This window comes from Lacticaseibacillus zeae subsp. silagei (genome assembly GCF_030770335.1).
Classification (GTDB): domain Bacteria; phylum Bacillota; class Bacilli; order Lactobacillales; family Lactobacillaceae; genus Lacticaseibacillus; species Lacticaseibacillus zeae.
On sequence record NZ_CP132484.1, the window covers coordinates 2063598 to 2076415 of the forward strand.

The 12818-nt window shown below is 47.8% G+C and carries 11 protein-coding genes; 1 reads left to right on the forward strand and 10 read right to left on the reverse strand.

The window, feature by feature from the left end; all coding sequences use genetic code 11:
* Together LACZS1_RS09675 and LACZS1_RS09680 are read right to left on the reverse strand one after the other, a co-directional pair.
* The gene (locus LACZS1_RS09675; protein ID WP_172493475.1) at positions 1–606 is read right to left on the reverse strand and encodes a hypothetical protein; all 606 of its coding nucleotides are present in this window, start codon (positions 604–606) and stop codon (positions 1–3) included.
* A 132-nt stretch (positions 607–738) separates the two neighbouring features.
* Entirely contained in the window at positions 739–1206 is a 468-nt protein-coding gene (locus LACZS1_RS09680) for a CPBP family intramembrane glutamic endopeptidase (protein ID WP_168165320.1), read from the reverse strand.
* A 1038-nt stretch (positions 1207–2244) separates the two neighbouring features.
* Here LACZS1_RS09680 and LACZS1_RS09685 point away from each other — a divergent pair.
* On the forward strand, positions 2245–2859 hold the full coding sequence (locus LACZS1_RS09685) for a WxL domain-containing protein (RefSeq protein ID WP_070652184.1): 615 nt from the start codon (positions 2245–2247) through the stop codon (positions 2857–2859).
* Positions 2860–3613: 754 nt separating this feature from the next.
* On the opposite strand, the gene LACZS1_RS09690 is transcribed toward LACZS1_RS09685, so the two are convergent.
* The 8 genes from LACZS1_RS09690 to LACZS1_RS09725 all read right to left on the reverse strand — a co-directional run bounded on the left by LACZS1_RS09690 (position 3614) and on the right by LACZS1_RS09725 (position 12784).
* Positions 3614–4426, reverse strand: coding sequence for a PfkB family carbohydrate kinase (locus LACZS1_RS09690; protein WP_070652185.1), 813 nt, complete (start codon positions 4424–4426; stop codon positions 3614–3616).
* Between the two features lie 1020 nt (positions 4427–5446).
* Entirely contained in the window at positions 5447–7003 is a 1557-nt protein-coding gene (locus LACZS1_RS09695; protein ID WP_070652187.1) for a hydantoinase/oxoprolinase N-terminal domain-containing protein, read from the reverse strand.
* Positions 7004–7005: 2 nt separating this feature from the next.
* A complete protein-coding gene (locus tag LACZS1_RS09700; protein ID WP_070652188.1) occupies positions 7006–8091 on the reverse strand; it encodes an S-methyl thiohydantoin desulfurase family protein in 1086 nt (361 codons plus the stop codon).
* A gap of 32 nt (positions 8092–8123) precedes the next feature.
* Complete coding sequence (locus LACZS1_RS09705) at positions 8124–9374, reverse strand: cytosine permease (protein ID WP_070652189.1); 1251 nt, start codon at positions 9372–9374, stop codon at positions 8124–8126.
* A 452-nt stretch (positions 9375–9826) separates the two neighbouring features.
* Positions 9827–10075: a type II toxin-antitoxin system PemI/MazE family antitoxin gene (gene mazE / locus LACZS1_RS09710; protein ID WP_070652190.1), complete on the reverse strand. Its 249-nt coding sequence runs from the start codon at positions 10073–10075 to the stop codon at positions 9827–9829.
* A gap of 138 nt (positions 10076–10213) precedes the next feature.
* The gene (locus LACZS1_RS09715) at positions 10214–11071 is read right to left on the reverse strand and encodes a MurR/RpiR family transcriptional regulator (protein ID WP_306402840.1); all 858 of its coding nucleotides are present in this window, start codon (positions 11069–11071) and stop codon (positions 10214–10216) included.
* Between the two features lie 117 nt (positions 11072–11188).
* The gene (locus tag LACZS1_RS09720; RefSeq protein WP_070652192.1) at positions 11189–12118 is read right to left on the reverse strand and encodes a zinc-binding metallopeptidase family protein; all 930 of its coding nucleotides are present in this window, start codon (positions 12116–12118) and stop codon (positions 11189–11191) included.
* A gap of 36 nt (positions 12119–12154) precedes the next feature.
* Positions 12155–12784: a bifunctional 2-keto-4-hydroxyglutarate aldolase/2-keto-3-deoxy-6-phosphogluconate aldolase gene (locus LACZS1_RS09725; protein ID WP_070652193.1), complete on the reverse strand. Its 630-nt coding sequence runs from the start codon at positions 12782–12784 to the stop codon at positions 12155–12157.
* Between the last annotated feature and the right edge of the window lie 34 nt (positions 12785–12818).

The window sequence follows — 12818 nt, forward strand, 5'->3', positions numbered from 1 at the left end:
TCACAACTGCATTCGAAGCTTGGTCGTTTCATGGGTGGCGTCACGATCCAGTTTGGTGGCAATGCGAAACCGAAAGTCAGGTGGCAGTGTCTGGAGTTGTTGCTGTGCCCATTGCTGAAGAAACGTGGCTTGATGGCGCGGTTGGTAGAACACTAAGTCACGCCGGTGGGTACTGTAAACCACGACATCCCGGCGTTCATGCTGCGCCGCCCATTGTAACGCCGCTACCAAAGCAATCAACCCAGCAGACGGCACGTAGAAATTGCGGGCCGGCTTGTAGTCATCCGGCGTCAGCTCAGCATTTGCCGGCGCATCGGCATACGCCAGCTCCTTAATCGCGTCATCCAAAAATTGCGTATGCCGCACTAGTACGTGGTCCGCTGCATCGGTTACCTTGATGCCAAACCGATTGCCGTTCAAATCATTCATCCACGCCAAATAAGCCTTCGTCTGGGCGGGAAAATCCGCCTGCTCGGCTTCTTTTTGAAGATTCGCCATTCCGCGCTGCAGCAAGACACCTTTTGCCGTCACGCCATTCGGCAATTTGATCAACTGCTGGTGCTCAGGCGATGTTTGATCCTGTTGTTCATGCTTTTCTGTCATCATTGCCTCACTTCTCAATAAGCTTACCTGCGCAAGCGGTGGGATGCAAACTGGATCAAGGCAGTTTTTGAGTTAAAAGTTTGAAAGTATGTATTGATCTAAGAACCCTCAACAACTCTGGAGTTAAGTGGCTTCTTAGGAAAGAAGAATCGTCACCGTTGCGGCAGCATTCATGACAACATGAAGCGCCATTGCATTCTGCAGCTTACCGGTTTTTGCATAGACAGTTGCGAATACAATGCCTGAAAAAGCGTATAACAAAAACCCAAAGACAGTATCGGTCGCATGGGCTAAGCCAAACAAGGTGGCACTTAATATTGTTCTGTGAACTGGTTTATTTGGGCTAAAAAACAAGTTGAAAAGAACACCACGGAAAAGCAACTCTTCCATGATCGGCCCTGTTAGAACTGATTCAACAATAAGCAGAACGGTGACCATCCAATTGGCGTCCATAAAAGAGTCTCTAATCATTTGGTTGTTAGGCGTGTCTGACTGATGGTAAATCAAATTGTTTAAAGCCATCAGCACATTGTCCGAGATTACAGTAATGACATATCCACCAACAATATACCAAATGTCGCGAAGCCCCACCTTTTGTATCATGCTTCTCCGCGTATATTTAAAAGCAATCCGATACGCGACGTAAATAACGATCGCACTCGACAAAAGAAATGCAGCGGCTAGCATCATTGATGACGAGATTCTTAGTACGTTTGGCATGATCCCTAAGAAGATCGAAGGAACCTGCCAAAAAAGATAAAGCAATACAACGTACGCAATTCGTTTAACCAGAGAATCTTTGCTGCTATTCACAAATTATCACAGTCCTTCCCTTTTTTTGAATAAGCTGTTGATCGTCAGAGTGAGCGATCCTTGAATCGATCCACGGACTTTTGCCAGCTTTCCATCTCTATCAACACTTTTTGTGGCAGTGCAACTCATCGCAAAATTCATTTTCAGAATCACCAAACTGATCGGCCATCAATTTGCCGACAGTTTCCCATGCATCATTAATCTCATTATCAGTCTCTACAAATTTAAGTCCTTGTTTGTCAGCCCACTCACGTCGATTGAAGGTCCCACCAAGATCAAGTATTCGGGCAGCTCCGGTCAAAAAGTTCCGAACGCCGCTGCGTTTATTTTCAACATCTGAGTTCTTCCCGTCTCCCTTTTCAACCGTAAAATCAGTCTACCATATGACGTTTTTAAATCGGTCTGTTTTGCCTGAACCAATTTCCAGATGTGTTTTTCCGGTGTACTTTTCTCAAACAGACTGAATTCTCGACTTGGCAACATTCCTTTTGACCCGTTCACATGTAAACACAATGTTTCTCAGCGGCAGGCTTTAGCTGTCCTCCAGTATTCCATCACTTTTTTAATAAATCCGTGAATTTGTTCTTGATTCTCACTGCAAGTCGCAATTTTCGGTAATTATTTTACCGAATTTGAGACAAATGACGGCTTTTTTGCGTTGCTTAGTTTTAATCCCAACCCCCGCTTGCGGCGAATTGTTGCTAGACCGGTTTTGGGTAATTATTCACAATATAAACTAAACAGATTAATTAACTTAACAAGTATCTTGCATACAATTAAAAGTGTTCTAAAAAGTTTTTCATTTTGACATTGTCTGGGGGGACTTTTATGTCAAAGAAACGTTGGATCGGCGGAATCACTTTCGCTGGCCTTCTTGTAGGGAGTTTGACAACCGGCTCCGTCGTTTTAGCTGCAGACGAAGATACCGGAACGACTAATACGTCAGTCACAGTAACCGGTGGCACCATTGGGCTTTCCGCACCGAGCGCGCTCGCTTTTCCAGGTGTCACGGTTGAAAGTATTGTAAAAGGCAATTTGAATGATCCAGTTACCACTGCTGATAGTTCACTGCTGACGGTGAGCGATTTCCGCGGTACCGGCGCGGGTTACACGGTTTCGGCAAAGGAATCACCGATTACGAATGGTAGTGGTGCGACACTGAAAGGCGCCTTTGTTCACATGGTGCCCGACACTTTGGTAACGCCTAACGCTGCGGCGCCAGCATGGACAAAGTCGGTTGATTTGACAACAAGCGATCAGCCGCTATTTGCGACCAGCACGGGCCAAGATGGTGGCGGGATCACGAGTTATGACCTCAACAAAGTCACATTGGACGTACCTGAGGATAATGATGTTAAAGCTGGCAACTACAGCGGCTTGATCACCTTTACGCTGACGCCCGGCCAGCCGGCACAAGCCGCAACGTCCAATCCAGCTCCATAAAAACGCTACCGCAACGACTGATTAATGAAGGGATAGACGTTTAGTCACGCCCATCCCCCCGATGATCTGCCTTGAACAGAAGGGAGGTGGTCACCGGCGACCGCAATGCATCAATATTTTAATGTAGGCGCGGGGCTGATCCTGATCACATCAGCCAAACCCGCCTTTGAGACCGCAATCGACCTATCTGTTGGTAAAGGTTTAGGGTAAACTTTCTCACATTTCCTCTGGACCGCCGAATCGGCTTTGGGGAGCCGAGGATGGCCATGGGGTTTTAGGAACAAGATTTAAATAGTTAAGTTAATGCTCAGCTTAAGGTTGGCCACCCGCCTTCCTCCGTGGCTGCCAAGTTGCGACAAAAGTTAGATCAAGACTAACGCGCCGTCAACAGAACTTGGTCAGGCCACGACTGAGACGCTCGCAGTCTATATTGATCAAATCTAAAAAATGATCACAGACTAACCACGTCAAGCTACAAAGGAGCCGCCGATAACAAGTCGGCGGCTCTTTTGTGTGTGAGCGTGAACTGGCGCGGTTAGGAGCCGGAGTGTAAGCGGCCTTGGGCGTGATGACCGGTCTGTGGTCATTGCGACCAAGGTCCTTACATGCAGGCTCCTGCGCCAGTGAACGCGTTATAGAAAGCGCAAGAAAACTTCTTTACTTGCCTTCAATAGAATATGTGGTCAAGCTTTGTCCATTTAGTCTCGGAACCCTTACTTACGCAACTCCACGCCAACAACCGAGTCCCGCTTCCTCAAGCAATCAAAGCCGCCCCATGCCCAAACGAACCCGGCACACGCACCTGCGCCGACGAAAACTTCGTCGCATGACTCAACGACTCCGAAACTTTCGCATCAAGTGTCGGCTTTTTCGAGGAATATAGCGTAGCCGCAAACGAAGTGATATAAGCATCCCCTGCCCCTAACGCATCCACCGCTTTAACGCCAAGCGCCTGCTGCCAAGACATCGTATCCTTGACCAGCGCCGCCGAGCCGCGAAGTCCCCGCGAGCAGACAACCTGATCGCACCCAGCTGCCGCAACCCGCCGGCACAAAGCCTCCACATCATCGTCAGACTTGGCTTTTCCGGAAAGATACGCAAGGTCAATCTGCGGCGCAATTTTTTTGAACACACGATCGTCATCAATCGTTGAAAAGTCATAAATTTTAGGCGCCGTGATGGCTGACAAAAAGGCATCCGCACCACTTTCATTATTTAAGTAGACTAAATCAAAAGTGTTGATGTACGCGATATCATCAGGACTCAATTGAAGCTCCTGAACCGGTTCGCCAACTGTTTTCTGGCATTTACCGTCATTGAGTCGCATGGTCGTGAAGGCATTAGGGCCGTCGTACTGCAGCGAATGGCTAATATTGACACCCAGCTCGCTTAGCGTCCGCCGCGCGAAATCACCGCGGGCATCATTACCAAACGTACCAAGATAAGCAGCCTCTAGCCCCATCATAGTCGCAAAAACCGCCGTATTGGCAGCATGTCCGCCAAGAAACATCTTCTTGTCTGCTGGATAAAGGTCAACGACATTGTCTCCGATCGCGATGATTTTCAAGAGTCTTTCCTTCTTTCCCACACGAAGCGACATCAGTTGTGTCAGCGCAAGGATAACTGACAAAGGTATTACTAAAGCAAGTTTACCACAGGTTGTTGCGAGGTGCGGTCAGCTTCGGGGATAACAAAAACGATAGGCGGAAGCCATGCAGTGGCCTCATCCACCCACACGCCCGTCAGTTGCAGCGGGTGAAAAAAATAGCCGTGTCCCCTGGCCGGGATACGGCTATTGTGCTCTCATGACTATTAGAATTCTTTGTCTTATCGCTACAAATATAGTATCACGAGATTTCAAATAGATCAATTTTCGGGGATGTAAAAAAAGTGGACATTCTGTGAAGAACAAAAACAACGGCTCATTGGGTGCTTCTGAAGAACTCGATAAAATTCAAGTTGAGTAAGTTGCGTGGGCTTAAATCCCACTTTTCAGCATATACTGGCCATAAAGTGGAAAACTAATCCCATATAAGCAGTATATATTAGTTTATTGTGGGGATTTATGATCCAAAAAAAGACTTTTCTAACAGTCTTGCTCATTGCCACCCTTTTTAAGGGTTTATCGAATTTTGTGGTAACCTACCTCGTCCGCCGATAACCACTGATGAGATAAGTGGCGGCGCTGGCGATGACGAGCGCGAAGCCAAGGATGCCGCTTGCTAGATTGTTCGCGACTTTGGCAGGTGTCAACCACCGAACAAGTATCAACGTTGCTATCGATAGCAGGCTTCCAGCTACTTTCCAATTTTTTCTAACCATCATCCACCGTCCTAACTGCCAGCCGCTGATTGTTGACTATCAGTTTATTTATACGCGCGGCTTGTAAAGGAACTATGGCGGTTTTGCAAAAATTGAATATCGATTGTGTAAATGAACCGCTTATTTTCTTGTCAGTATTATTAGCGCCTTCATAAAGGCTAATGTCTTAAAAAGCCCCATCATTGATCAATTGCAAATCAATCAATGACAAGGCTTATTAAGTCTCTAATACGAATTTTTGGTGCTACATTCACAATAGCCCTTTTTACCGCGCCAAATTCCCCACCACTTTAATCTTCACCCGATTTGCATTCTCCGGATGGTAGGCCAGCGGTACCTCATCGACTTCGACCACTTCAATCGTGGCTTCATCCGCACCTGATTCGACGGCCGCGGCAATCGCCTTTTTCTTGGCGTCGGCCATGGCTTGATCGCGCGGAATCTGGTTGTATGGATAAATGCGGCCGTATTCGCCGGAGACCTGGCTGATCGAAGCGCCGATCGCGTTGGCCACGCCGCCGAGCGGATCGCGCACCAGCTTACCGACGCCGTCCAGATGCCGCGGCGCAATGATCGCACCACCGCCAACCAAAATGACGGTGGCCGGCTCGGCGCTGGTTTTCATTTTATCAATGGCCACCGCAATCATCTCGCCGATGGTCTTTAACGCAGCTTGCGCAAACTTAAGCGGAATTTGCTTCACCAACTCGGGATCACCGACATCGGACAAGCCGAGGCGCACCGCAATGTCGGTCGCTGTGATGATATTGCCGCCAAACGTCAGCGCCTTGTCGGTAATTTGGTAGCCGACCGAGTCTGGGCCAACCGTGACACTACCATCGCGCTGCTGGCGGACGATCGAACCACCGCCCAAACCGATTGACATAATATCCGGCATCCGGAAGTTCGTCGCCACGCCGCCAACGGTCACCGCAATCGACGACTCGCGCGGAAACCCGGCCTGCAGCACGCCTAAGTCAGTCGTCGTCCCGCCAATGTCGACCACAATTGCATTCTTCAGGTGCGACAGATACGCCGCGCCGCGAATACTGTTCGTCGGCCCGGAGCCAATCGTCAGAATCGGAAAATGCCGGGCATACGCCGCCGTCATCAAGGTGCCGTCATTTTGGGTCAGATATAACGAAGCATGCTTAATCCCCGATGCCGCCAGCGCCTGCTCGAAGCCGTCCACGGTATTTTCGATGACGCGGAAAAGGCCGGCGTTCAGAATCGCGGCATTTTCGCGTTCGATTAAGCCGAGTGACCCGACCTCATGCGACATCGTGACCGGAAAATCGGCGCCATAAGCTGCGCGCACCAGATCGGCGGCTTGCCGCTCCTGATCGACCCGTAAAGCAGCAAACACCCCGATGATGGCAATCGAGTCGACTTCTCCACGCCACTGCTCCAACACTGCGTTGATTTCAGTCGGATCGATTTCATTCAGAATCTGTCCATCATACTCGTAACCGCCTTTGACGATCGCGTACTTGCCTGACAATTTGTTCACCAAATCCTCCGGCCATGCCGTGTATGGCGGAATCGCCTCAGTCGCCGGATATGCCAGGCGCAGCACACCGACACGGGCAATATGCTTGCGCTCCACAATTGCATTGGTAATTTGGGTCGTTCCAAGCATGGCCTTGTTAATTTGATCACGGTCCAGCGGTTGATCGGCCAGCACCGCTTGAATGGCGTTGCTAATGCCGGTTTGAATATCTTTGGTTGTGTGGCGCTTAACCGAATTGATCACGTGATGCTGGTCGTCCAGAAGAATCGCATCCGTATTCGTGCCGCCAACGTCAATGCCTAATCGATACATGCTTACCCCTCCTTCACCAGTTCTTCAACCGGCCGATAATCGTAATCGAAACCAAAGTAACGCGGCCCGGCCGTTTTGATGCCTGCCTCCGTCCGCCAGCGCGCATCTGCCGGGGTGGCGAGCACTTTCACGCGCTTACCATATTTAATGACCTCGGTCGTGACCGGCAATAAAGTATCCGCATCGACAATTTCAATCAGGTCAGGCGTCATAACCAGCGGCTTCCCGTTGCGCAATGCCAAAAGATTCTCGTTTTGAATCAAGACACTGAGATGCTGATCCTGAAAATCGTTGAAGCCATCAATTTTAATGTCGCCAACGTTAAACCCGCGTTCAGTGCGCCGCTCGACATCGATGACTTTACCTTCAAAAATCAAATGCCCATTCGTAACCTCAAGAATTTCCGCCAGTGCCTTGGCCGGATTCAAATGAGCATCGCGAATCCGCAAGCCGACCTGTTCGCACAGTGTGACAATGCCGCGAATTCCATTTTGCTTAATCTGCGCGCCACTTGAGGGATACAGTGCCACTGTTGCACTGCCGCCCATTTCCACGGTCTCAACCCGGGCCAGGCGTTCGGCCCACTTCGCATCAATCGTTTTGATCACGCCTGCATTGCCTTTTTCATCCGTGATCACCATGGGCGTTGCTGCCACGCCGCCTAGGTAGAACGTCACCATCTGCAGCTCAGGAAACGCCCGTCCCATGCCGTCGCAGTCCACCAAGGGGATGCCTAGCGACGCCGCCAGTGCAATCGGCACCATCGAGTTCACCCCGCCAGCCTCCATAGGAAACGTGCCGACGAACCGGTGCCCGGTATACTGACTCAGCATAGTGAAAACCCGCTCAAACTCATCACCCTTGGGAATTTTCTCCATCATCACAGCCGGCGCCCCCATAATCGCCGCGGGACAAAAATAATCATCATCATCAATTTCAGATACATCCAGCAGCTTCACCGGACCATTTTTCTTAATGGCTTCCAGCGCCATCAACTTGCCTAAAAAGGGATTGCCACCACCGCCAGCGCCAAAAAAAGCTGCGCCAGTCGCGATATTTTCGATTGATTCTTCGTCTAATAACCGCATAATTGCCTCCTTAACATTCACCAGTACACGTCTTAGTCCAACTCAGAAGCTTTATCCCACTCCGGATGCAACTTCGCCCCGGCGTAATAAAGCACAAACGCGAGGATGATGCCTAACACTGGAATATTCGGGATGACGAGCCAGACAACCGGCAAAACGCCAACAACCGCGCCTAATGCCCACGCGGCTAGGCCAAGCCAGTTCACGCCAGGCACCGGCTGCCAGCTATGCAAGTCACCGCGATGAATCACCCAATAAGACGCCGCCATCGCACCAGCCACCGGCGGAATCATGGCCGAAAAGATGTTCATCACCGGCTCGAAATAATTCAAAATGCCGATAATCGACAAAATCGTGCCGCCTACACCGACCAGAAACAGGGTCAACTTACGGTACTTTTCCGGGATGTTAAAAATATTCGCCACGGCAATCCCGCCAGAATAAGCATTCACCACGTTGACCTTCCACGTGCCCAAAATCAGTGCCAAGCCACCGATGACCGGCGAGCCGATTTTCATGAAAAGACTGCTAATATCATTCGACTTAAACGCAATCGTCAACACCGCGCCCACCGCAATCATCAAAACGCCCGCAGGAATGACACCGAAAATCGCCGCCTTAACCACATCACTGCGCTTTTTGGAAAACTGCGCGTAATCCCCGACAATGACGCCCGCCATCGCGAATGAGCCAACCGTCGACGAGAAACCATTGACAAACGACACCGTGCCGCTCGGATGATACGCCGCAATCGTCGCCGCAGCGTCCTGCTTAGCAAACGCGAACCACAGGCCATACAGAATGACGATCACCAAATACGGAACGGCGACGTACGCAAGCAGACGAATCAGCTTCACGCCATACATCGCGGTCACCACCATCAGCAACCCTGTCAACAGCGAAGCCAGCCAGGCGGGAATCGGCAAACCCAAATACTTCAGCAAGTTGGCCACCGCCAAGCCGCCAACATTCGCCTGAATGCCAAACCACCCCAAAGCCGCAATCGCGATGATAATCGAAATCACTTTCGACGACCCAACTTTTCCAAACACCTGTTGAGCCACCACGACCGCCGGCTTGCCTTGGTCAACACTCTGCATCCCTTGCGACACCATCATCAAGACGATGAACCCATAACCGGCCAACCCGGTCAAAATCGCGGCCGGAAGCGACATTCCCGAAACCAGGCTGCCACCAAGAATCAAGCTGGGAATCGAGACCAACGCCCCACAAAGAATCATGGCTAAACCGAACCAAGTTTGATCACGTTTATTTTCTTCCATACTCGGCACCTCACATATTTTTCTAATAATTGCGGACTTTTCAGCTGAGTTCGCAGGATAATTTGGGAATTCAGCTGAAATGTAATGGTTTGATTATAGAATTATGAGATTAGTTGTCAATGGGTTCATTTGATTTTTAGGTTAAAACTTGGGTGAGGTTTTGACTTATGCGCGTGTGTTTAGGGTGTTCTGATGGTGATTGGAATCGCCGATAGATCTTGTATGAGCCAAGGCTTTGTGTCGAAAAGGTTCTGCAGAAATTAAAAAAGTCCGAATTTGCATATGAATTTTGCAAATTCGGATAGTTAAATTTTAATTTTGGTATGGAGATAAATGGAGATGTGCTGTGTCGGCTTGGATTCCACTGTCAGACTATTTTTAAATGATCGGTCGATTAAAGGATCGCCGTCGCAGTGCTCGCGAGGGTCCATGATTGATCCAAATAAGATTACTTATACATCCCACATGTTTTCGCGCCCCACCGCCGGACCATTATCGCCAATCTTTTCTTCCTCGATGTCCTTTCGCAGATCATAATCCGGGTTGCTCTCAAAAATATGACGCTTTATTGGGACTAGAGTGATGACACCGTTTTTATCGATCGTTGGTTGATACTCAGCGTTTTCGCTAATGTTGAACGCAGTGGGGATGGGAACCATGATCGTATTTCCTTGGCGCTGTGTTTTAACTGTTTCCAGCATGGGTGTCATCCTTTCTTTTTGATGTCACTATATTGGTTGTCAATGCTCTAAGTGATAACAAAGGCTCATCTCAAGCTGAAACGTGATGGATACGATATGGATTCCATTCACAGCAATCACTACGGCAATTGCAGAACACTATAATCTTGTCTTTGCAACAATTCGTCGTGCTTTAGCAATACTGATATCAAGAGAACTACCTAACTTGACCGCACTCAAAAAGAACAGCAAATCCATAATTGAAATTTGGGTGATCAAGGTGTGTAAAGCCTCTTTACGAAATTTTGTTTCTTGTGAATGCGAAATCAATGTCAGGTCGGCATAACCAGCTACGCGAGAATTCTTGAAACTAGTCAGCAAAATAAGCGGGCATCCGGCCTCTTTAATGGTCTCAGCAATCCTAATCGCATCTTTATCTTGACCACTTTGTGAAATCAAAATGGCACAATCATGCTTCGTTAATTTGACAGCTTGCATCAGCTGCAAATGGAAATCGCTTGTATACAAGCAGTTTAAGGGCGTTCTTATAAATTCAAAGTAACCGTTCATTGCGACAACACTGGATCCCGCAATCCCAAAGAACGCAAGATTGGCTGATTGTGTAATGAAGTCTGTTGCTTTGTCTAGCGTCTCATCGTCAATTAGATCAAAAGTCGACTGCAACGAAGCTTGATTGAGACGGAGTATCGAGTTCTTCATTGCATGATAGGATCGATCGCCATTCAACTCCAGACTGATATCTCGAGCATTAGGAACATCGCCATCAGCATCTTCCATAATGGCACTTCGAAATTCAGGGAAGCTGTTGTACCCTAGTTCCTTTACAAATCTTGATAAACTAGCCGTAGAAGAACCAATCCTCTTAGCAACCTCACTGATTGTCATATTTTCCAGATCAGCCTCGTTGTCAAGAATCGCTGATGCAATCTTTTTATGGCCTTCACTCATTTGCCCAAAAGTACTTTTGATTCTGTTTGCCAAATTACTAGCCATCATTCTCATCCTTTCCCTTATGCTTTCCTAGAAAAAGCAAAAAATAGTTACCGAAGATAACAATTCCTCTGGTAACTATTAATAACCGCAAAGCGGCACTGCTCATTTCTAGCCTGAATGCTATGCAACATTAAGCTCCTTAATTAAGTCCTGGGACAAGTGGCTAAGTTTCTGAGGATCAAAATGCTGCTGTGTCGACGTTTCGTTGTCAGGCACAACGCTTCCTCCAACTTTCGTCCCATTCGTGACGATATAGTCAGTAAATTTTACCAAAAATTCGTCATTCTTTAAAGCGCTTAACGGGAAAATGTTCCATGCGTTGTGACCTCTATTAACTAATACTTTATTATCACGGAATATTTGGATGTTCCTAGCATCGCCAATGGAGTCGAAGTAGATAATTCTAGGAATTTTTTTAGAATGATGCGAAATGTAATTTGCAGCGACCTTTAGCCCTAAATTATCTACTGATCCGTTGTCTGCAAAGATGAAGGCAATCCGCTTACGTTGTTTAGCTGATAGATGCCGCATGAACTCTAACATAAGAATGATCGAAGCCGTGCTATTAGACAAATTACTTGCCTGCGCAATCCCATCTTTTAACTTAAGACTGATCCAGATTGACGCAGCGGCCAATACCATGCCGGCCACTTGCTGCCAAACGTTGGACATTCTCAGCATAGGAAACACAAACAGGATAAAAACTAGCAGTTCAAAAACAATGTATAAAGCAAACGGAAGTACTTGAGAAATCATGACCCATTTATAATTATTGTGCGCATCACCAACTTTATAGTGCAAGCCAAAGAACGACCGAGGAGGCGTGTCAAAATACGTCGTCAGGATAGTGTCAGCTTCTTCTATATTACCAACATAAAGATTGTAATTGTCCCGATGATTAATCTTCGCGACTTTAGTTGACACTTCTTTTGTGTATCCAAGATGGCGAACTTCTGACGATAAGGATTTTAAGAATCTAATCTTCTGCTTTGTCGTCCGTCTTTTGTTTTGGGTTAGCGAATATTGCAAAACATCATCTCGAATATCCATTGTATTTGCCCCCTCCGACATTCAAACCAACCAAGATTACTTCACTGCAGCAATGAACTTCTCCGCTTCTTTCGTAACAGCCTCAAAGTTGCCAGTCTTTGCTCCTGCAGTTAGCGAGCCACCCGTGCCAACACAAACTGCGCCGGCATCTAACCACGCCTTGACATTTTCCAAGGAAACACCACCCGTTGGCATAATATTGGCCTGAGGAAACGGTCCGTGAATGCTCTTAATGATCTTTGGATTTGGAAAAGCATTGCCAGGAAATAGTTTGATAATCGCACTGCCTGCTTCTAAGCAATGTAGCACCTCATTTGGTGTTGCTGCTCCCGCTATCGACGGTACACGATATAAGTTACAAATCTTCATCACTTCAAGATCAAGACTGGGCGCTACAATGAACTTTGCTCCGTTAAGAATAGCCATACGAGCTGTGATGGCATCAAGTACCGTACCTGCTCCAACTACAATATTCTTTGGAACCACTTTTGAAAGTTCTTTAATAATGTCTAAGGCCCCCGGAACCGTCATTGTCATCTCCAGTAGATGAATACCACCCTTTGACACTGCTTGGGCGATCTTAAGAGCTTCATCTGCATCATTAGCGCGAATAACCGCAACGATTTTCTCTTGTTTAATTTTTGAAATTATTTCTTCGTATTCCATAAATAGTCGCGTAGAAACGCTGGCTCCTTTCTTA

What these genes read in the sequence shown, in the direction of transcription:
- mazE (WP_070652190.1), bottom strand. Translation starts at nt 10,075, where the DNA reads ATGCTGGAAACAGTTAAAACACAGCGCCAAGGAAATACGATCATGGTT.
- LACZS1_RS09685 (WP_070652184.1), top strand. Translation starts at nt 2,245, where the DNA reads ATGTCAAAGAAACGTTGGATCGGCGGAATCACTTTCGCTGGCCTTCTT.
- LACZS1_RS09680 (WP_168165320.1), bottom strand. Translation starts at nt 1,206, where the DNA reads ATGATACAAAAGGTGGGGCTTCGCGACATTTGGTATATTGTTGGTGGA.
- LACZS1_RS09725 (WP_070652193.1), bottom strand. Translation starts at nt 12,784, where the DNA reads ATGGAATACGAAGAAATAATTTCAAAAATTAAACAAGAGAAAATCGTT.
- LACZS1_RS09720 (WP_070652192.1), bottom strand. Translation starts at nt 12,118, where the DNA reads ATGGATATTCGAGATGATGTTTTGCAATATTCGCTAACCCAAAACAAA.
- LACZS1_RS09695 (WP_070652187.1), bottom strand. Translation starts at nt 7,003, where the DNA reads ATGTATCGATTAGGCATTGACGTTGGCGGCACGAATACGGATGCGATT.
- LACZS1_RS09675 (WP_172493475.1), bottom strand. Translation starts at nt 606, where the DNA reads ATGATGACAGAAAAGCATGAACAACAGGATCAAACATCGCCTGAGCAC.
- LACZS1_RS09705 (WP_070652189.1), bottom strand. Translation starts at nt 9,374, where the DNA reads ATGGAAGAAAATAAACGTGATCAAACTTGGTTCGGTTTAGCCATGATT.
- LACZS1_RS09700 (WP_070652188.1), bottom strand. Translation starts at nt 8,091, where the DNA reads ATGCGGTTATTAGACGAAGAATCAATCGAAAATATCGCGACTGGCGCA.
- LACZS1_RS09715 (WP_306402840.1), bottom strand. Translation starts at nt 11,071, where the DNA reads ATGATGGCTAGTAATTTGGCAAACAGAATCAAAAGTACTTTTGGGCAA.